The 19740-nt window shown below is 66.7% G+C and carries 18 protein-coding genes; 9 read left to right on the forward strand and 9 right to left on the reverse strand.

What is annotated here, in order from left to right; genetic code table 11:
- Positions 1-37: 37 nt before the first annotated feature.
- Entirely contained in the window at positions 38-703 is a 666-nt protein-coding gene (locus RTI28_RS11725) for a hypothetical protein (protein ID WP_316920598.1), read from the reverse strand.
- Between the two features lie 141 nt (positions 704-844).
- Between RTI28_RS11725 and RTI28_RS11730 the strand changes: the two genes are divergently transcribed.
- The 3 genes from RTI28_RS11730 to RTI28_RS11740 all read left to right on the forward strand — a co-directional run bounded on the left by RTI28_RS11730 (position 845) and on the right by RTI28_RS11740 (position 2951).
- The gene (locus RTI28_RS11730) at positions 845-1558 is read left to right on the forward strand and encodes a DUF2076 domain-containing protein (protein ID WP_316920599.1); all 714 of its coding nucleotides are present in this window, start codon (positions 845-847) and stop codon (positions 1556-1558) included.
- Positions 1559-1854: 296 nt separating this feature from the next.
- A complete protein-coding gene (locus RTI28_RS11735) occupies positions 1855-2334 on the forward strand; it encodes an NYN domain-containing protein (RefSeq protein WP_316920600.1) in 480 nt (159 codons plus the stop codon).
- 11 nt (positions 2335-2345) lie between these two features.
- Complete coding sequence (locus tag RTI28_RS11740; protein ID WP_316920601.1) at positions 2346-2951, forward strand: 3'-5' exonuclease; 606 nt, start codon at positions 2346-2348, stop codon at positions 2949-2951.
- Here the strand turns inward: RTI28_RS11740 and RTI28_RS11745 are convergent.
- The gene (locus tag RTI28_RS11745; RefSeq protein ID WP_042123797.1) at positions 2938-3396 is read right to left on the reverse strand and encodes an Lrp/AsnC family transcriptional regulator; all 459 of its coding nucleotides are present in this window, start codon (positions 3394-3396) and stop codon (positions 2938-2940) included. The two genes, RTI28_RS11740 and RTI28_RS11745, sit on opposite strands and share 14 nt — an antisense overlap.
- A gap of 143 nt (positions 3397-3539) precedes the next feature.
- Here RTI28_RS11745 and yedA point away from each other — a divergent pair, with 143 nt between their 5' ends.
- Both yedA and RTI28_RS11755 read left to right on the forward strand, forming a co-directional pair.
- Positions 3540-4463: a drug/metabolite exporter YedA gene (gene yedA, locus RTI28_RS11750; RefSeq protein WP_316920602.1), complete on the forward strand. Its 924-nt coding sequence runs from the start codon at positions 3540-3542 to the stop codon at positions 4461-4463.
- A gap of 58 nt (positions 4464-4521) precedes the next feature.
- Complete coding sequence (locus RTI28_RS11755; protein ID WP_316920603.1) at positions 4522-5844, forward strand: DEAD/DEAH box helicase; 1323 nt, start codon at positions 4522-4524, stop codon at positions 5842-5844.
- A 129-nt stretch (positions 5845-5973) separates the two neighbouring features.
- On the opposite strand, the gene RTI28_RS11760 is transcribed toward RTI28_RS11755, so the two are convergent.
- The gene (locus RTI28_RS11760) at positions 5974-7221 is read right to left on the reverse strand and encodes a TIGR03862 family flavoprotein (protein ID WP_316920604.1); all 1248 of its coding nucleotides are present in this window, start codon (positions 7219-7221) and stop codon (positions 5974-5976) included.
- A 151-nt stretch (positions 7222-7372) separates the two neighbouring features.
- Positions 7373-8287: a histone deacetylase gene (locus RTI28_RS11765; RefSeq protein ID WP_316920605.1), complete on the reverse strand. Its 915-nt coding sequence runs from the start codon at positions 8285-8287 to the stop codon at positions 7373-7375.
- Between the two features lie 109 nt (positions 8288-8396).
- Here RTI28_RS11765 and RTI28_RS11770 point away from each other — a divergent pair, with 109 nt between their 5' ends.
- The 3 genes from RTI28_RS11770 to RTI28_RS11780 all read left to right on the forward strand — a co-directional run bounded on the left by RTI28_RS11770 (position 8397) and on the right by RTI28_RS11780 (position 10498).
- The gene (locus RTI28_RS11770) at positions 8397-8966 is read left to right on the forward strand and encodes a GNAT family N-acetyltransferase (RefSeq protein WP_316920606.1); all 570 of its coding nucleotides are present in this window, start codon (positions 8397-8399) and stop codon (positions 8964-8966) included.
- A 75-nt stretch (positions 8967-9041) separates the two neighbouring features.
- The gene (gene tesB / locus RTI28_RS11775) at positions 9042-9911 is read left to right on the forward strand and encodes an acyl-CoA thioesterase II (protein WP_316920607.1); all 870 of its coding nucleotides are present in this window, start codon (positions 9042-9044) and stop codon (positions 9909-9911) included.
- A complete protein-coding gene (locus RTI28_RS11780; protein WP_316920608.1) occupies positions 9908-10498 on the forward strand; it encodes an HAD family hydrolase in 591 nt (196 codons plus the stop codon). The genes tesB and RTI28_RS11780 overlap by 4 nt, the downstream gene beginning before the upstream one ends.
- 190 nt (positions 10499-10688) lie before the next feature.
- Here the strand turns inward: RTI28_RS11780 and RTI28_RS11785 are convergent, their stop codons facing one another.
- The 3 genes from RTI28_RS11785 to RTI28_RS11795 form a co-directional block, all read right to left on the reverse strand.
- Positions 10689-13160: a TonB-dependent siderophore receptor gene (locus RTI28_RS11785; RefSeq protein WP_316920609.1), complete on the reverse strand. Its 2472-nt coding sequence runs from the start codon at positions 13158-13160 to the stop codon at positions 10689-10691.
- 241 nt (positions 13161-13401) lie between these two features.
- Positions 13402-14346: a FecR domain-containing protein gene (locus RTI28_RS11790; protein WP_316920610.1), complete on the reverse strand. Its 945-nt coding sequence runs from the start codon at positions 14344-14346 to the stop codon at positions 13402-13404.
- 1 nt (position 14347) lies between these two features.
- Positions 14348-14848 carry a sigma-70 family RNA polymerase sigma factor gene (locus RTI28_RS11795; protein WP_316920611.1) on the reverse strand — a complete coding sequence of 167 codons (501 nt, stop codon included), beginning with the start codon at positions 14846-14848 and terminating at the stop codon, positions 14348-14350.
- Positions 14849-14991: 143 nt separating this feature from the next.
- Between RTI28_RS11795 and RTI28_RS11800 the strand changes: the two genes are divergently transcribed.
- The gene (locus RTI28_RS11800) at positions 14992-15999 is read left to right on the forward strand and encodes an NAD(P)-dependent alcohol dehydrogenase (protein ID WP_316920612.1); all 1008 of its coding nucleotides are present in this window, start codon (positions 14992-14994) and stop codon (positions 15997-15999) included.
- Positions 16000-16119: 120 nt separating this feature from the next.
- Here the strand turns inward: RTI28_RS11800 and RTI28_RS11805 are convergent, their stop codons facing one another.
- Together RTI28_RS11805 and chrA are read right to left on the reverse strand one after the other, a co-directional pair.
- The gene (locus tag RTI28_RS11805) at positions 16120-18327 is read right to left on the reverse strand and encodes a TonB-dependent siderophore receptor (protein WP_316920613.1); all 2208 of its coding nucleotides are present in this window, start codon (positions 18325-18327) and stop codon (positions 16120-16122) included.
- Between the two features lie 150 nt (positions 18328-18477).
- On the reverse strand, positions 18478-19662 hold the full coding sequence (gene chrA / locus RTI28_RS11810) for a chromate efflux transporter (protein ID WP_316920614.1): 1185 nt from the start codon (positions 19660-19662) through the stop codon (positions 18478-18480).
- Positions 19663-19740: the final 78 nt, after the last annotated feature.

Genomic DNA, 19740 nt, shown 5'->3' on the forward strand with positions numbered 1-19740 from the left:
ACAGGTCGGGTTTGACGGTTGAGCATAGCCCCCGGATTCAGGAGCGCGCCGGGCTGGACTCGCTGATCAGCATGTACAGGCGGAACAGCACCACGGTGCTGAACAGTTGCAGGAAGCTGTTGACCACATTGACCAGCAGCTCCAGGGCCGGGCTCACCTGTTCCGGCAGCAGGCCGAGGGTGATGCCGTTGAACAGCCACAGCGGCGTCATGACCCCGAGCATGCACATCAGGATCCGCCAGAAGTTGCCGTTGACCATCTGGAAGCTCTCGCGCATGGCGGCCATCGGCGCACGGCCCTGCAGCACCAGCAGGTACTCGGCGAACACCAGGTTGGTCATCACCCAGATGCCCGGCAGGATGAACAGCGAGATGCCGGCCATGATCAGCAGCGAGCTGAGCATCACCAGCAGGGCGAACGAGGGCCACAGCTGCACGGCGCGGGCCAGCAGGTTGCGCTTGAGCGGCTCGTGGCCGTCGGTGCGGGCGTCGAGGTAGAGGATCAGCGCCGCGCTGTACAGCGGATAGAACAGCAGGCCCACCAGCAGGCCGTAGCCCTGCGAAGCGTTGTCCTCCAGCTGGCTGTAGAGCAGCTGGGTGCACAGGGCTTCGAGGATCACCAGCGGCAGGCACAGTCCGGCGATGCTGACCAGGTGGCGGCGGAAGAAGTACAGGGAGTCGCGTAGAACGGAGAGGGGATTCATGGGTCGATGTCGGTGTCCGGAGCAGGCGGTCACTTTAGCTCAGTGGGTCGAACCTGAACAAAGTTTCATGCGCAGGGCGTATTGAAACGCGGATGCTTGTCCCTATGTTCACTGCAACCCGTACAGCAGAGAGGTCGCGTCATGAATCACGAAGAACGGAACCTGATCGAGGGCCTGTTCGCCAGGCTGCGCCAGGCCGAGGCCGAAGGCACTCCGCGCGATGCCGAGGCCCAGGCGCATATCGCCGGCCTCGTGCAGCAGCATGCCGCCGCGCCTTACTACATGGCCCAGGCGATCCTGGTCCAGGAAGCGGCGCTCAAGCGTCTCGACGAACAGAACCGCCAGCTCCAGGCCGAGCTGGCCGAGGCCAGGGCCAAGGTGGCGAATCCCGCACCGGCACAGCAGGGCGGTGGTGGTTTCCTGTCGAGCATCTTCGGTTCCAGTGCCCGGCCGGCGCCGAGCCAGCCAGCGGCGGTCGCGCCACCTTCGTCCTCGGGCGGCTGGCGTGATGGCCCGGGTAGCGGTGGCGGTGTGGCGCCGCAATCCAACTGGGGCGCTGCGCCTCCGCAAGCCCAGGCCGCCCCGGCGCGCAGCGGGGCCAGCAGCTTCCTCGGTGGAGCCTTGCAGACCGCAGCCGGTGTAGCGGGCGGGGTGATGCTGGCGCAGGGCATCAGCAGCCTGTTCCATCACAACGCGCAGCCCGAGGAAGTCGTCGAGGTGATCAAGGAAGAGCCGGCACCGGCCAGCGACCAGGGCGGGGGCTGGAACGATGACAGCCAGCGCTATGTGGCCGACAACGGCAACGACTACAGCGATGATGGTGGTGGTTTCTTCTCGGACGATGATTACGTCTGATTTCATCTGACGCCCCCTCTGCGTAGGAGCGCGGCTTGCCCGCGAAAGGACCGCACAGCGGTCCCAAACCTGACAACCCGATTTGGCTGTCTCTGTGCAGTATCTGGATCGGGACCGCTGTGCGGTCCTTTCGCGGGCAAGCCTCGCTCCTACGGGGAGGGCGCCAGCCGATCACACGGGGAGGGTGCCAGCGATCACATGGGGAGGGCGCCAGTCGATCACACCAAGCAGCAGCGCCTCCACACTGGCATACTGGGCGCCTTTATCGGCCCAGGCCCAGCGAGAAGGAGGTGGTGATGAAGAAAATCGCGCTGTTCGTCGACGTCCAGAACCTCTACTACACCGTGCGCCAGGCCTATGGCTGCCATTTCAACTACGCCGCCTTCTGGGCCGAGGTCAGCCGTGACGGCGAGATCGTCGAGGCCTTCGCCTATGCCATCGACCGTGGCGACAGCAAGCAGCAGCAATTCCAGCAGATCCTGCGCAACCTCGGTTTCACCGTGAAGCTCAAGCCCTATATCCAGCGCAGCGACGGCTCGGCCAAGGGCGACTGGGACGTGGGCATCACCCTCGATGTGGTGGATGCCGCCGCACGGGTCGACCAGGTGGTCCTGGCCTCCGGCGATGGCGATTTCGACCTGCTGCTGCAGCGGGTCATCCAGCGCCACGGCGTCGAGGCAGTGGCCTACGGCGTGCCGGGGCTCACCGCCAATTCGCTGATCCGCGCCGCCAGTCGCTACGTGCCCGTCGAAGGCGCGCTTTTGCTCAAGCATTGAGGTTTTTCTTCTTGGAACGTATCGCCGTCATCGACTTCGAAACCACTGGCATCACCCCCGGCACCGGTTGCCGGGCCACCGAGGTGGCGGTGGTGATGCTCGAGCAGGGGCGCATCGTCGAGCGCTACCAGAGCCTGATGAACGCCGGCGTGCCGGTGCCGGCCTTCGTCGCCGGACTCACCGGCATCACCACGGCGATGCTGCGCAGCGCACCGCCGGTGGAACGGGTGATGAACGAAGTGGCCGAGTTCGTCGGCGACACGCCGCTGCTGGCGCACAACGCCGCCTTCGACCAGAAGTTCTGGGACTACGAACTGAGCCGCATCGGCCGCAGCCGCAGCCAGTCCTTCGCCTGTTCGCTGCTGCTGTCGCGGCGCCTGCTGCCGGCGGCGCCGAACCACAAGCTCGGCACCCTGACCCGCTGGGCCGGGCTGCCCGACACCGGCACCGCGCACCGGGCCATGGCCGACGCGGAAATGGCCGCCAACCTGCTGCAGCACCTGGTCGGCGAGCTGCGCCAGACCCACGGTGTGCAGCAACTCGACCACGCCTTCCTGTGCAAGCTGCAGAAGGTCCCCGCGGCGAAGATTCGCGACGCCCTGCTCAAGCACCGTTAGCTTTCTTCTCCAACTGCCCCAGCGGCACCCGCCGCTCCACCGCGCTGGAGAGAATGATCGAGGTCTTGCTGAAACCGAACTGCGCGACGCGGTTGATCAGCTCCTCCAGCTCCGGCATCGAGCCCACCGCCGCCTGCATGATCACGCAGGGGTCACCGGTGACCCGGTGGCATTCGGTGAGCTGGGGAATCTGCGTCAGGGCTTCGTAGGCCTGCTGGTTGCCGTGGCTGGCCAGGCGCAGCTCGATCACGCACTGGATCGGCAGGCCGATCTTGCTCATGTCGACCTTGGCCTGATAGCCGGTGATCACCCCGCTGGCTTCCAGCTTCGCCACCCGTTCCGCCACCGCCGGGGCCGACAGGTTGACGGTGCGCGCCAGTTGGGCGAAGGAGGCGCGGCCGTTCTCCAGAAGGGCGGCGAGGAGCATGCGATCGTACTTGTCCATCGAAGTCTCGTTGAAACAAAGGGAAATGGCCTGAAGATCCGTTCTTTCGAAAGTCCAGGGGCTGGATAAGCATATTTTGAAACTTAATTTTACCCGCGTGGCTTTTTAAACTAACGCCACAACTACTCAAATTCGAGCCCCCCATGCCTGCCTCCCGTCGTTTTCCCTGGTTGTTGATCGGTGCCTTCCTTGCCCTGTACCTGGTCTGGGGGTCGACCTACCTGGCCATTCGCATCGGGGTCGAGTCCTGGCCGCCGATGCTCATGGCCGGGGTGCGCTTCGTGGTGGCTGGCGCCTTGCTGTATGGCTTTCTGCGCTGGCGCGGGGTGCCGGCGCCGACCTGGCAACAGTGGAAGGCGGCCGGGGTCATCGGCTTCCTGCTGCTCAGTTGCGGCAACGGCGGGGTGACGGTGGCCGAGCATGCCGGGGTCGCCTCCGGCGTGGCGGCGCTGGCGGTGGCCACGGTGCCGCTGTTCACCCTGCTGTTCGGCCTGCTCTGGGGCCAGCGCAACACCCGCCTGGAATGGGCCGGGATCTTCATGGGCCTGGCCGGGATCGCCCTGCTCAACCTGGGTTCGAACCTGCAGGCCAGTCCGCTGGGCGCGGCGCTGATCCTGTTCGCCGCGGCGTCCTGGGCGTTCGGCTCGGTGTGGAGCAAGAGCCTGCCGCTGCCCCAGGGACCGATGGCCAGTGCCGCGGAAATGCTGGTGGGCGGCGTCGTGCTGCTGGCGAGCAGCTTCTTCAGTGGCGAGCGCCTGACCCAGATGCCCAGCGCCGCGGGCTGGGGCGCACTGGCGTACCTGGTGGTATTCGGCTCGATCATTGCCTTCAGTGCCTACATGTACCTGCTCAAGCACGTGCGCCCGGCGGCGGCCACCAGCTACGCCTACGTCAACCCGGCGGTGGCGGTGCTGCTGGGGATTCTCTTCGCCGGCGAACAGATCGGCGCCGAGGAGTGCCTGGCGATGGCGGTGATCATCGGCGCGGTGGTGCTGATCGGCCTCCCGCAGTGGCGCAAGGCGCCGCAGGCGGCGGTGATCGAAGGCGAGATGTCCGGCACTCGGTGATCGTCGGCGAACAGGGTAAACTCCGCGCCATTGCACGATTTCCCCTGACGGTATTGCCATGACATTCGCCAAACTCGGCCTGATCGAACCGCTGCTGCGCGCCCTCGACGGCCTGAACTACAACACCCCGACGCCGGTCCAGGCCCAGGCGATTCCCGCCGTGCTGGCCGGTCGCGACCTGATGGCCGCGGCCCAGACCGGCACCGGCAAGACCGCCGGCTTCGCCCTGCCGCTGCTGCAGCGCCTGACCCTGGAAGGCGCCCAGGTCGCCAGCAACTCGGTGCGCGCGCTGGTGCTGGTGCCGACCCGCGAACTGGCCGAGCAGGTCCACGAGAATATCCGCGAATATGCCGAGCACCTGCCGCTGCGCACCTACGCGGTGTACGGCGGCGTCAGCATCAACCCGCAGATGATGAAGCTGCGCAAGGGCATCGACCTGCTGGTGGCGACCCCGGGCCGGCTGCTCGACCTGTTCCGCCAGAACGCGGTGAAGTTCAACCAGCTCCAGGCCCTGGTGCTGGACGAGGCCGACCGCATGCTCGACCTCGGTTTCGCCGAGGAACTGCGTTCGATCTACGCCGCGCTGCCGGTCAAGCGCCAGACCCTGCTGTTCTCCGCCACCTTCTCCGACGAGATCCGCCTGATGGCCGGGCAGATGCTCAAGGAGCCGCTGAGCGTCGAAGTCAGCCCGCGCAACGTCACGGCCAGCACGGTGAAGCAGTGGATCGTCACCGTGGACAAGAAGCGCAAGACCGAGCTGTTCTGCCACCTGCTGCGCAAGCAGCGCTGGGGCCAGGTGCTGGTGTTCGCCAAGACCCGCAACGGCGTCGATCAACTGGTCGAGCGCCTGCTGGGCATGGGCATCAACGCCGACGGCATTCATGGCGATCGGCCCCAGGCCACCCGCCAGCGCGCGCTGGACAGCTTCAAGGCGCGGGAAGTGCAGATTCTCGTGGCCACCGACGTGGCGGCGCGCGGGCTGGATATCGACGACCTGCCGCTGGTGGTCAACTTCGACCTGCCGATCGTCGCCGAGGATTATGTGCACCGCATTGGCCGTACCGGTCGGGCGGGGAATACCGGCGAGGCGCTGTCGCTGGTCTGCGCCGATGAAGTGCAGTTGCTCTCGGCGATCGAGACCCTGACCCGCAAGACCTTGCCACGACATGACGAGCCGGGCTTCGAGCCGGATCACCGGGTGCCGGTGACCGATGCCAGCGGGCAGATCCTGAAAAAGCCGAAGAAACCGAAGAAGCCGAAGCAGGGTGGGGCCAAGGGCAATCTGGGGCGCTGGGTGGACAGTGGTGATGCGCCGGTGGCGGCCAAGCCGGTGCGCAAGGTGCCGGCTTTCAATACCGGGCCCAAGAAGCGCAAGCCCTGACAACACCGGGCTCGCCTGACCCTTGTAGGAGCTGGCTTGCCTGCGAAAGGACCGCAGAGCGGTCCCAGAATGGTGAAGACCCAAGGTCTTTGGGACCGCTACGCGCTCCTTTCGCAGGCAAGCCAGCTCCTACAATGGACGGGGCTCGGCAAGCCAGTTTAGAACCCCCAACCCCGCCTGCCTGCCACTGGCAAAGCAAGCCGTCAGCAGATACCCCCCGGTCGGCGCCTCCCAGTCGAGCATCTCCCCGGCGCAGAACACCCCCGGCACTTGCTTGAGCATCAAGCCTTCATCCAGCGCCTCGAACTTCACCCCGCCAGCACTGCTGATCGCTTCGTCCAGCGGCCGCGGCCGTACCAGTTCGATGGGCAGCGCCTTGATCGCCGCCGCCAGCTTCTGCGGATCGGCGAACACCTCCGGCCCGGTCAGCTCGCGCAACAGCGAAGCCTTCACCCCATCCAGCCCCAACTGCCCGTGCAGATGCTTGGCCATCGACCGCGACCCGCGCGGTTTCGCCAGGGCCGCGGCAATCTTGTCCACAGGCTTGTTCGGCAGCAGATCCAGCAACAGGGTGGCGCGGCCGTCGCGGTTGATGGTTTCGCGAATCTGCGCCGACCAGGCGTACACCAGGCTGCCTTCCACCCCGGTCTCGGTCAGGACGAACTCACCCGGCCGGGGTTCCTGGCCCGGCAGGCTCAGGGCAATGTTCTTCAGCGGCGCCCCGGCGAACTTCTGCTTGAGCAGATCGCTCCACGCCGTCACTTCGAAACCGCTGTTGGCCGCCTGCAGCGGAGCGATATCCACAGCCCGTTCGGCCAGCCATGGCAGCCAGGCCGCGTCGGAACCCAGGCGGGCCCAACTGCCGCCACCCAGGGCGAGGACCACGGCATCGGCGCGGACCGCCAGTTCGCCCTGTGGATAACCGATCCGCAAGCTGCCGTCCGCGTTCCAGCCCAGCCAGCGATGCCGGGTGTGGATAACCACCCCGGCGTCGCGCAGGCGCTTGAGCCAGGCGCGCAGCAGCGGCGCGGCTTTCATGTCCGTCGGGAATACCCGCCCCGAGGTGCCGACGAAGGTACTTATCCCCAGGCCGTGAATCCATTCGCGCAGGGTATCGGCGTCGAAGTCTTCGAGCAGCGTAGCGATCTCGCCGGCGCGCTCGGCATAGCGGGAAATGAAGGCGGGCCTGGGCTCGGAGTGGGTGATGTTCATGCCGCCGACCCCGGCCAGGAGGAACTTGCGCCCCACCGAGGGCATGGCGTCGTACAGATCGACCTGCACCCCGGCCTGGCTGAGGACTTCGGCCGCCATCAGGCCGGCGGGACCGCCGCCGATAATGGCGACGTGGGCGGGGAGGGTGGCGCGGGAATCGGTCATGGCGGCGGCAGGCTGGGGATAAGTGAGCCGGCCATTCTACCCGAGGCGCGCTGGGCAAGGCACTGTACAAAAAATGCTCAGTTGCCGCGCAGTCCCGGTTTCACGGGGGCAAAACGGCTTTCCCGCAGGTTATCCACAAGCGGTTCCACAGTCATTGTGGGTAATCCAGCACCTGTTGCGCGCAGTGGTGGAGGATGCCGTGGCGCCGCGCCAGGGCTTCGCGGTCCTTGCTGTAGCCGCCACCGATCACCCCGACCACCGGGATATCGCGCCCCAGGCAATGGCGCAGCACGCAGGTATCGCGGGCGGCGACGCCTTCGTCGGTGAGCTGCAGGTAGCCGAGGGCATCGTCCTTGTGCACATCGACGCCGGCGTCGTACAGCACCAGGTCAGGCTGGTACAGCGGCAGCAGGTAGTTCAGCGCATCGTCCACCACCTTCAGGTACTCGGCGTCGCCCATACCCCGGTGCAGCGGGATGTCCCAGTCGCTGCGGGCCTTGCGCGCGGGGAAGTTCTGTTCGCAGTGCAGCGACACGGTGATGGCTTCCGGGGTGTGTTCGAGGATCCGCGCGGTGCCGTCGCCCTGGTGCACGTCGCAATCGAAGATCAGCACCCGGTGCACCCGCCCGGCTTCCAGCAGGTAGCGACTGATCACCGCGAGGTCGTTGAAGATGCAGAAGCCCGCCGGGTGGTCGTAATGGGCATGGTGGGTGCCGCCGGCCAGGTGGCAGGCGATGCCGTGCTGCAGGGCCAGTTCCGCGGTCAGCAGCGAGCCGCCGACGGCGCGCACGGTGCGCCGGGCCAGGGCTTCGCTCCAGGGCAGGCCGAGGCGGCGCTGGTCTTCGCGGGACAGGTCGCCGTTCATGTAGCGCTCGATGTAGGCGCGGTCATGGGCCAGGGCGAGGATGTCGTTGGGGCAGATCTGCGGGCGCAGCAGCTGGGCGTCGGTGGTCAGCCCGCTGGCGATCAGGTGATCGTGGAGCAGGCGGAACTTGTCCATGGGAAAGCGGTGCTCGGCGGGAAACGCCGGGCTGTAGTCGTCGTGGTAAACCAGGGGCAGGCGCATGGTGGGTCCGGCGGTGGGCGTCGGGCGATCTTGCCAGTTGCCCGGCGGGCAGCGCCAGCATTGCCTGCCTACGCTGTAGAGTGCTGGATCACCGATCCTGGAGCCCTCGATGACGCCGATACTCGAACTGGAAAGTGCCCGCCTGGTCATGCGTCAGTGGCAGGACGACGACCTCAGGGAGTTCGCCGCGCTGTGCGCCGACCCGCAGGTGATGCGCTATTTCCCCGCGCCGCTGACCCGCCTGGAAAGCGCCGCGCTGATCGGTCGCCTACGCGGTCATTTCGCCGAATACGGCTTTGGCCTGTGGGCCCTGGAACGCAAGGACACCGGGGCCTTCATCGGCATGACCGGTCTGCTCAACGTGAGTTTCGACGCCGCCTTCACCCCGGCGGTCGAGATCGGCTGGCGCCTGGCCCGCCGCCACTGGGGGCTGGGTTTTGCCAGCGAGGCGGCCTGGACCAGCCTGCGCTGCGGCTTCGCCCAGCTCGGCCTGAAGGAGGTGGTGTCGTTCACCACACGCGACAACCTGGCCTCGCAGAAAGTCATGCAGGCCATCGGCATGCAGGCCGATCCCGCCGGCGACTTCGAGCATCCGCGACTCGCCCCGGGCCACCCGCTGCGCCCGCACGTGCTGTACCGCATCGACCGCGCCCAGTGGCAGGCGACCCTGCGCGGCTGAATCAGCGAACATACGGGCCAGCAATGACAGATCCTGTATCATTTGCTGTCTGGGCCCTGCTTTGGAGAATCTCGAATGAGCCATGTGTTGGACGATCTGGTCGATCTGTTGAGTCTGGAAGCGATCGAGGAAAACCTCTTCCGCGGCCGTAGCCAGGACCTTGGCTTTCGCCAGCTCTACGGTGGCCAGGTGCTCGGCCAGTCGTTGTCGGCGGCCAGCCAGACGGTCGATGAAGCGCGGCACGTGCACTCCCTGCACGGCTACTTCCTGCGTCCGGGCGATGCCAGCATGCCGGTGGTCTATTCGGTCGATCGCGTGCGCGATGGCGGCAGCTTCAGCACCCGCCGGGTGACCGCGATCCAGAAGGGCAACCCGATCTTCACCTGCAGCGCCTCGTTCCAGTACGACGAAGAAGGCTTCGAGCATCAGGGTCAGATGCCTGACGTGGTCGGTCCGGAAAACCTGCCCACGGAAGTGGAGGTGGTCCAGGCCATGGCCGACCGCTTGCCCGAATCGATCCGCGACAAGCTGCTCTGCGCCAAGCCGATCGAGGTGCGTCCGGTCACCGAGAAAGACCCGTTCAATCCCAAGCCCGGCGATCCGGTGAAGTACGCCTGGTTCCGCGCCGACGGCACCCTGTCGGACTCCCAGGCCCTGCACAAGTACATGCTTGCCTACGCCTCGGACTTCGGCCTGCTGACCACCTCGCTGATGCCCCATGGCAAGTCGGTGTGGCACAAGGACATGCAGGTCGCCAGCCTCGACCATGCCCTGTGGTTCCACGGCAACCTGCGCGCGGACGAGTGGCTGCTGTACGCCATGGACAGCCCCTGGGCCGGCAACGGTCGCGGGTTCACCCGCGGCAGCATCTTCGATCGCTCGGGCAAACTGGTGGCGTCGTCCTGCCAGGAAGGCCTGATCCGTCATCGCAAGGACTGGACATGAGTCTCGCGGGGATTCGCCACTGGGTGTTCGACATGGACGGCACTCTGACCGTGGCCGTGCACGACTTCGCCGCGATCCGCGTGGCGCTGAACATTCCGCCCGAAGACGACATCCTCACCCACCTCGCCGCCTTGCCCGCGGCGGAGGCACAGGCCAAGCACGCCTGGCTGCTGGAACACGAACGCGACCTGGCGATCGCCTCGCAGCCGGCGGTCGGTGCGGTGGAACTGGTGCGCGGGCTGGCCGAGCGCGGTTGCCGACTGGGCATCCTGACTCGCAATGCCCGTGAGCTGGCCCATGTCACCCTGGAAGCCATCGGCCTGGCCGACTGCTTTGCCCGGGAGAGCATTCTCGGCCGCGACGAAGCGCCGCCGAAGCCGCACCCGGGCGGGTTGCTGAAGCTGGCCGAAGCCTGGGCGGTGGCGCCGGCGGAGATGGTCATGGTGGGGGATTACCGTTTCGACCTCGATTGCGGTCGCGCGGCGGGGACGCACACGGTGCTGGTCAATCTGCCGGACAACCCGTGGCCGGAGCTGACCGACTGGCATGCGGCGGATTGCCGGGCGTTGCGGGCTCTGCTCGGGTAGGCGCCTGGCTTGCCGGATTTGCGGCCGCTTCGCGCCCGTTCGCAGGCAAGCCAGCTCCTACAGGTGGCTGGGCCGCCGCCCTCATGGGATCGGCGGATTCGCGCAGGCGGCCATGTCCCTCGTAGGAGCGTGGCTCGTCGGGGCGCCGAACCGCTGCGAAAGGACCGCATAGCGGTCCCCGCAGTCCCCCTCAGAAATCCCAGCGCGTGGTGAGCATCAGGTTGCGCGGCTCGCCATACCAGGTCGTATCGAAGTTCCCCAGCCCGCTAAGGTAGCGTTTGTCGAACACGTTGTTGGCGTTGAGCGTGAAGCTCAGGTGTTCGTCGTACTGGTAGCGGGTCATCAGGTCGACCAGGGTGTAGCCGCCTTGCTTGATGCGGCTGTAGTCGTTGTCCGCCGGGTTCCAGATGTTGCCGTAGAACGCGCTTTGCCAGTTCAGCCCGCCACCGACGGTGACCCGCTCCAGTGCGCCGGGCAGGCGGTAGGTGGTGAACAGGCGCAGCAGGTGCTCGGGTTTGCTGGTGCTCATCGGGAAGCCGAAGATGCGCTGCTCGTCGGCATCGCGGGTGCGCGCGTAGGTGTAGCCGGCACCGAGGTTCCAGCCATCGAGCGGTTCGCCGGCGATCTCCAGTTCCAGCCCCTTGGTGGTGGCGCCGTCGATGGCTTCGTAGATGCCTTCGTTGGTCAGCGGGTTGCTGCCGATGGACTGCGCGACGTTGTCCTGCTCGATGCGGAACAGCGCCAGGCTGGCATTCAGCTTGCCGCCGAGAAACGCCGCCTTGAGCCCGGTTTCGTAGCTCTTGCCTTCCACCGGATCGAGCGTCGCGCCCGTGCTGTCCTTGTAGGTCTGCGGCTGGTAGATCGAGGTGTAGCTGGCATACACCGACCAGGTCTCGTCGAGGTCATAGACGATCCCGGCGTAGGGCGTGACCACGCCGTGCTGCTCGTAGTCGGCCTGGCTGTCCGGGAAGCTCGGGCTGAGGCCGTCGTAGTCGTAGTTCTCGTCGTACTTGAAGGTGCTGACCCGGGTGCCGAGGATCAGCGACAGGTCGTCGACCGGCTTCAGCCGCGTCGCGATGTATGCGCCGTTCTGGCGTTTGTTCTGTTCGTACTTGCCATTCTTCGGGAACACCGGCGCGGCGATCTCCCCGCGCCAGTCGTAGATGCTCCCCGGGACCATGGCGAACAGGCTGGTGTCGTAGGTGTCGCCGGTCTGGCGCGAGGTCGAGTTGTTGAAGCCGAGCACCAGGTCATGCTCGCGCCCCAGCAGGCTGAACGGACCGGAAAGGCTCAGGTCGGCATTGTTCTGTACCCGGTGGCCCTCCCAGCGCCCCCAGTAGAAGAACATGCCGTCGCCGCTCGCGCGGTCGGGGTTGCCGCCACTGGCCGAGGCCAGGCGCGTGTCGTGGTCGGACTGCATCTGGTTGAGGCTGAGCTTGAGGCTCCAGTCGTTGGCCAGGGCCTGTTCCAGGCTGGCGAACCAGGTGCGGCTCTGGAAGTCGCGCCGGCTCCAGTCGGCCCCAGGGTTGAACGAGCGCGAGAAGTCGGTGCGGGTACCGTCGCTGAAGTACACCGGATTGCCGGTCCAGGAGGTGCCGCGCGGGGTGGTCGTCTGCTGGTCGATGCCGACGGTGAGCAGGGTCTGCGGGCCGAGGTCGGCCTCGAGAATGCCGTACCAGACGTCCTTCTTCATCCGGTAGTGGTCCTGGTAGCCATTGCCGTCCTGTTTCGCCCCGACGAAGCGCCCGCGCAGACTGCCGCTCTGATTCAGCGGGCCGGAGATATCGCCCTCGCCGCGGTAGGTGTCCCACGAGCCGGCACTGCCGGTCAGCGAGGCCTGGAACTGCCCGGTGGGCTTCTTGCGGATCAGGTTGACCGTGGCCGATGGATCGCCGGAACCGGTCATCAGGCCGGTCGCGCCCTTGAGCACTTCGACGCGGTCGTAGATGGCCATGTCGACATGCGTCACGCCTTCGTTGTAGACCCCGTCGTAAACGCTGTTGACGCCGTCGTACTGATAGTTGGTGATGACCAGGCCACGGCTGGAAAACTCGGTACGGTCGCTGTCGTAGGACTGTTCGGAAACACCGGGGGTGTTGCGCAGCACGTCGGCGATGCTCCGGGCGCCCTGGTCGTCCATCTGCTGGCGGGTGACCACGGTGATCGACTGTGGCGTCTCGCGAATCGTCAGCGGCAGCTTGGTCGCCGTGCGCGTCACGCCGCTGGTGTAGCTGCCGGAGTGCTCGGTGGTTTCGCCGAGGAACTGGCCGTCGATGCTGGTCGCGCCCAGCTCGACGCTGCCAGCGTTGGCGGCGGGGACCAGGACATAGCCGCCGTTGTCCCTGCGCTGCGCGCGCAGTCCGCTGCCGGCCAGCAGGCGGGCCAGGCCCTCCTCGACGCTGTACACGCCCTGCAGTCCGCTGGATTGCCGGCCCTGGGTGTCGCGCGCATCGAACGACAGGGTGATCCCGGCACGGGTGGCGAACAGGCTGAGCGCGGTGCCCAGCGGGCCGGCGGCGATCTGGAACTGCTGGCTCGCGCTCTGGGCCACGGCCTGGCCGGGCAGGACGCTGAGCAGCCCGGCGGCTACGGGCAGCCCGAACAGCGCCAGGTGGGCGGCACGCAGCAGAGAAGTGGAGGCTCGTGGAAGGAACGGGGGCATGCGGTTTTCCTTGCAGGGACGGGACGGAAGGCGGCGCTCAGGGCTAATGTCGATCTTTTTGGGGCTGCTTCGCAGCCCTTCGCGAGCAAGCTCGCTCCCACATCTATGCTCAGCAATCCTGTGGGAGCGAGCTCGCTCGCGAAGGGCCGCAAAGCGGCCCCAATAGGCTTAGCTCAGGGCCTGGTTTCTTCCGTAGCCGTTCTGCCTGGCGAAAATGGCCACCCCCATCGCACAAATATTTTCACACCGCCTCGATGCTGACCCAGTAGCGGGTCAGGAAGCGCACCCTGACGGGCAGTGAAGCGCTCAGGTTGTGCAGCACGGTGTCGGTCTCGTTCAACGGAAACGCGCCGGTGAGGCGCAGGTCCGCGACCCGCGCGTCGCAGCGGACGATGCCGGGGCGGTAGCGCCGCAGTTCGCGGGCGAAGTCGGCCAGGCGCCAGTCGATCACGCTGAGCATGCCCTGGGTCCAGGCATCGGCGCCGGGCGCGATGGGGCTGACCGGGGCAAGGCCATGACGATCGAAGCGCACGCTTTGCCCGGCCTCCAGACGCAATGCCGATTGCGCGCCTGCCTGGGTGCGGATCTCCACCGCGTGCTGCTGCACGCTGACCCGGCTGCAGCCATCGACGCTGTACACGCAGAAGCGCGTGCCGAGGGCGCGGACCACGCCTTCACGGGTCTGCACCAGGAAGGGCCTGCTGTGAGGATCGCCGGCGGTCTGCACGCTGATTTCGCCCTGATGCAGGTAGAGCAGGCGCTGGGTGGCGTCGTAGCGCAGGTCCAGGGCGCTGTCGGTGTTGACCTGCAACTGGCTGCCATCGGCGAGGATGAGACGGCGCAACTCGCCTTTGCCGGTGCGCACGTCGGCGAGCAGGGACTGGGCCGTGTCGCTTTCGCGCAGGCCCCAGGCGCTGGCGCCGCTGGCCAGCAGCAGAGCGAGGGTCTTGAGTACCGCGCGGCGCCGTGCGCGGACCCCGGCCAGGGTCGGCAGGGCGACCTCCGCCGGCAACTGGCCGATCCGCGTCTGCACCTTCTCCACCCGGGCCCAGGCGCGGGCATGCGCGGGGTTCTGCTCCAGCCACTGCTGCCAGGCACCGAGGAGCCGCGCGTCCGGGGTACCGGCGTTGAGGCGGACATACCACTGGGCGGCGGCTTCGAGGACCTGCAGGTCGAGCGGGGCCATGTCAGTCGTCCGTCAGCAGCAGGCAATGGGTCATGGCGCGGGCCAGGTGCTTCTTCACCGTGTTCAGCGATACGCCGAGGCGTTGCGCCGTGGCCGCATAGGTCAGGCCTTCGAGCTGGACGCAGAGGAAGATGCCGCGGGTCCGCTCGCCGAGGCCGTCGAGCAGGGTGTCCACCGCCACCAGGGTTTCCAGGATCAGCAGGCGGGTTTCCGGGGAGTCGAAGGTCTGTTCCGGGCGCAGCGCCAGTTCGGCAAGGTAGGCCTGTTCCACGGCGCGCCGACGAAAGCGGTCGACCATCAGCGCATGTGCGATGGAGCCCAGGTAGCTGCGCGGTTCGCGGATGTTCTGCACATTGCGGGCGTTGAGCACCCGGATGAAGGTGTCCTGGGCCAGGTCGGCGGCATCGGCGGCATTGCCCAGGCGGGCGCGCAGCCAGCTCTTCAGCCAGCCATTGTGTTCGCTGTACAGCACATGCAGGGCGGCGTGTTCGGAGGTGGACATGGGCAGGGTGGGGAGGTAATTGATAATGAGTCGCAATATTGTGGCCTATTTGTCGATTGTGCAAGCGTGCGCGCTTGACCCCGTCAGGCGTCGGACCAAGACTGCTGCACTGTCATCTGCAACGGTTCGAACAAGGAGAGGTCATGAGCAAAGCCATCTACGTGCAACCCGGCGGCGGCTACGCCAACGTCATCGTCGGCCACAGCGAAGCGGCGGCCCCGGCGCCCGGGGAGATCACCGTGCGCCTGCACGCCAACTCCCTCAACTATCACGACTTCGCCGTGGTCAGCGGCATGTGGGGCCCGAGCGCGCCGCGCATCCCCATGGCCGACGGTGCCGGTGAAGTGATCGCGCTGGGCGAGGGGGTCAGCGAGTTCGCCGTGGGCGATGCGGTGGTCAGCACCTTCTTCCCCGACTGGCTGGACGGCCAGCCGCTGGTGGAAGGTTTCGCCACGGTGCCGGGCGACGGTATCGACGGTTACGCCCGCGAAGTGGTGACGGCCCGCGCCACCGCCTTCACCCGCGCCCCGAAGGGCTACAGCCACGCCGAAGCCTCGACCCTGACCACCGCCGGCCTGACCGCCTGGCGCGCGCTGATGGCCGACGACTCGCTCAAGCCCGGTGACTCGGTGCTGGTGCAGGGGACCGGCGGGGTGTCGATCTTCGCCCTGCAGTTCGCCAAGGCGGCGGGCGCCACGGTGATCGCCACCTCCTCCAGCGACGAGAAGCTGGAGCGTCTGAAGAGCCTCGGCGCCGATGCGGTGATCAACTATCGCAGCACCCCGAACTGGGGCGAGAAGGTACGCGCCCTGACCGACAACCGCGGCGTCGATCACGTGATCGAAGTGGGCGGGCCGGCGACCCTGGAGCAGTCCATGACCGCAGTGCGGATCGGCGGGCATGTGTCCTTGATCGGCATCCTCAGCGGTGTCGCCGGGCAGTTGCCGCTGGTGCAGGCGCTGGTGCGGCAGATCCGCCTGCAGGGTGTGCTGGTGGGCAGCCGCGCGCAGCAGCAGGCGATGATCCGCGCCATCGATGCCAACGGCCTGCGTCCGGTGGTGGACAAGGTGTTCGAGCTGGAGCAGATCGTCGAGGCGTTCCAGTATCAGGAAAGCAACCGGCATTTCGGCAAGATCTGCCTGACGTTCTGACGCCGCGGGCCTGTCGTGCAGGCCACAGCGAAAAAGCCAGCGCCCACTGTCGTGGGCGCTGGCTTTTTCGTGACCTCGAACTACCGCGAAAGGACCGCGAGGCGGCCCCGTATCGCGTGATCAGAAGGCATAGGTGGCCGACAGGATCGCCGAGCGGGCATCGCCGTACTCGATCGCCGACGAGCGAGCCGCCGTACCGTTCTGCTGGCGCACGCGCTCGACATAGTCCTTGTCGAACAGGTTGTTGACGTTCAGCTGCAGGTCCAGGTTCTCGTTGACCTTGTAGGCGACCATGGCGTTGTGCACCCAGTAGTCGTCCAGCTTGGCGGTGGTGCTGGAGCTGACGTTGCGCTCGCTGACGTAACGCGCGCCGTAGCCCAGGGTCCAGCCGGCCGGCAACTCGTAGGTGGTCCACAGGTTGAGCGAGCGTGGCGGGGTGTTGCCCAGGGCCTGGCCTTCACGGGCGATACCGGCGGCGGTGTTGGCGGCCTTGAGGGTCTCGCTGTCGAGGAAGGTGTAGTTGGCGAACACGTCCCACTGCTCGGTGATGTGGCCGGTCACGCCGACTTCCACACCCTGCACGCGCTGCTTGCCGGCCAGTTGCGTCGAGCCGTCGGCCATGGTTTCCCGGGCGTTGTCCTTGGTCACGCGGAAGATCGCCGCGTCCAGTTCCAGGCGCTTGTCCAGCAGCTCCCACTTGGTACCCAGTTCCCAGGTCTCGTTCTTCTCCGGTTGCAGGTCTTGGGTCGTCGCGCTCAGGCCGCCACCGCTGGATGCCAGGCTTTCCGCGGACGGGTTGAACGAGTTGCCCCAGGCCAGGTAGATGCGCCCGTTCTCCGCCGGCTTGTAGACCAGGCCGGCACGGCCGCTGACTTTGTCGTCGCTGGACTCGAAGGTCGAGGTGCGCACATGGGCGGCGGAATAACCGTCGGCTTCGCCTTCGAAGCGGTCGTAGCGCAGGCCGAGGTTGAGGTCCCACTGCTCGTGCAGGGCGATGGTGTCGAAGACGTACAGCGCGCGGTTGGTCAGCTCGGTCTCGGTGTAGCCGCTGACGGTTTTCGGCGCGGCACCGTTCCAGTGACCGGGCGGGTTGCTCAGGTCGTAGCCGGTGCTCGGGTACAGCGAGTTGCCGAGGCCGTGGTTGTAGGTCTTGAGGTCGAGGGTCTCGCGGGAGATTTCCGCACCCGCCACCACGTCATGACGCATGCCCAGCACGTCGAAATTGCCGATCAGGTTGGTCTGGTTGATCCACATTTCGGTGGTCGCGTCGCGACCGTAGGCCTGCGGGCCGGCTGGCAGGTAGCGGCCGGCCGGCACACCGACGGTGTTGACGTGCGACGCCGACACCACGGTATCGCGGGCCACCTGGCTGTAGCGGGTGATGTTCTGGATGCGCAGGTTGTCGTTGAAGTCGTGTTCCAGGTTGGCGGTGAACGAGCTCTGCTCGATCTCTTCCTTGTCCAGGTTCTTCCAGCCGAAGTAGCTTTCGCGGTCGACGCCGGCCAGTTTCTTGCCGTCCAGTGCCGGGACGCCGTAGTCCGGCAGGTTGTCGTCTTTCTGGTGGAAGGCGCTCAGGGTCAGGCGCGTGTCTTCGCTCAGGCCCAGGCGCAGGGTCGGGGCGATGCCCCAGCGCTCGCGGTCGATCTCGTCACGACCGGCCACGTCGTTCTGATGGCCCATCAGGTTGATGCGGAACGCACTGTCGTGGCCCACACCTTCCAGCGGCTGGTTGCTGTCCAGGGTCATGCGGTAGTAGCTGTCGGTGCCGACGCTGCCGCCCAGGCGGGTGAAGGCCTGGTCCCGGGCCTGCTTGCTGATCACGTTGATGCTGCCGCCGGTGGTGCCGGCGCCGCCGAACACCGAGTTCGGGCCCTTGATGACCTCGACCTGCTCGATGTTGAAGGTGTCGCTGCGGGTGGTCTGGGCGCTGTCGCGCAGGCCGTCGATCTGGATGTTGCTGTTGGCCGAGAAGCCGCGGATGTTGATGCTGTCGCCAGAGCCGCCACCGCCTTCACCGGCGTTGAAGGTGATCCCGGAAACGTTCGACAGCACCTGGCGCAGGCTCAGTGCCTGCTGCTCCTCGATCACCTTGGGCGGGACCACGGTGATGGTCTGCGGCACGTCGACCAGCGGCTTGGTGTATTTCGCCGAGGCCGATTGTTCGGTACGCGAGCCCTGGTCCTGCGCGGCCTGGACCTTGAGGCTGTCCAGTTCGACGGGCTTGTTCTGGTCGGCGAGAGCGCCGGTGGCGGAAGAGGCGACGGCCAGGCCGATGGCCGAGGCCAGCAGGCGACGTGGAGGCAAGGCGGAGGTGCTGTTTTTGTTCATGAGAATCGTTCCCTTTTAAAAAAACTGGGCGCGATTAAATTACGAATTTTTCACAATTACAAATAATTTACATTGCTAGCTGTGAATTATTATTGGATCCAAAGTTCGGCGAATTCCCGGGGAACATGCCGGCTTCTGGCGCCTGGCCGTTCACAGTGGGGCGGGGATCCAGCAGCCGGCCAGTGCGCCTGCCAGCACCACCAGCCAGGAGGGTGTGCGCAGGATGTGCAGGGCGAGGAACGCCACCAGCGCCAGGGCGGCGTCTGCCGGACGGAGGATGGCGCTGCTCCACAGCGGGTCGCACAGTGCCGCGAGCAGCAGGCCGACCACCGCCGCGTTGACGCCCATTAGCGCCGAACGGATGCGTACCTGCTGGCGCAGCCGTACCCAGAAGGGCAGGGCGCCGGCAATCAGCAGGAACGAGGGGGCGAACAGCGCCAGCAGGCACAGCGCGGCGCCGCTCCAGCCGGACGCGCCGATCTGCATCGAGGCGCCGAGAAAGGCCGCGAAGGTGAACAGCGGCCCCGGTACTGCCTGGGCCATGCCGTAGCCGGCGAGAAAGGTATCCGGATCGATCCAGCCGGGCTGCACCACTTCCGCCTGCAGCAGCGGCAGCACCACATGACCGCCGCCGAACACCAGCGAACCGGCGCGGTAGAACGCATCGACCTGGGCCAGGAGCGGGCTGTCCAGGGCGCTGTCGAGCACTGGCAAACCGAGCAGCAGGATGGCGAACAGGCCGAGCCAGACCGTACCGTGGCGCCGGGGCAGGGCGACCGGCAGGGATTCACCGGCGCCGCCGGGAGGTGCACGCAAGGCCAGCGCACCGACCAGGCCGGCAAGCAGTATCAGCAGCGGTGCGCTCCAGGCCATCGGCAGCAGCAGGGTCAGTGCGGTGCAGAGCAGCATCAGCACGGTGCGCGGCAGATCGGGGCAAAGCATGCGGCTCATGGCCCATACCGCCTGCGCCACCACGGCGACAGCGACGATCTTCAGGCCATGCAGCAGGCCCGATGGCAACGCCTGCGGATAGTTGGCAATGCCCAGGGCGCAGAGGGTCAGGAACAACGCGGAGGGCAGGGTGAACCCGCTCCAGGCAGCCAGCGCGCCGAGATAGCCGCCCCGCGACAGGCCGATGGCCATGCCGACCTGGCTGCTGGCCGGCCCGGGCAGGAACTGGCACAGCGCGACCAGATCGGCGTAGGCGTTTTCGTCGATCCAGCGCCGACGGCTGACGAACTCCCGATGGAAATAGCCCAGGTGGGCAACCGGACCGCCGAACGAGGTAAGCCCCAGGCGCAGGAACACCAGGAAGATCTCGAACGGTCGGGACATCGTGCGGCTCCACGGGGGCGGAAAACGGCCATTTGAGCATCCCGGGATGGCATTGCCCAGCTCATCGGGGAGGGATGA

This window comes from Pseudomonas sp. zfem002, from assembly GCF_032621685.1.
Classification (GTDB): Bacteria; Pseudomonadota; Gammaproteobacteria; order Pseudomonadales; family Pseudomonadaceae; genus Aquipseudomonas; species Aquipseudomonas japonica.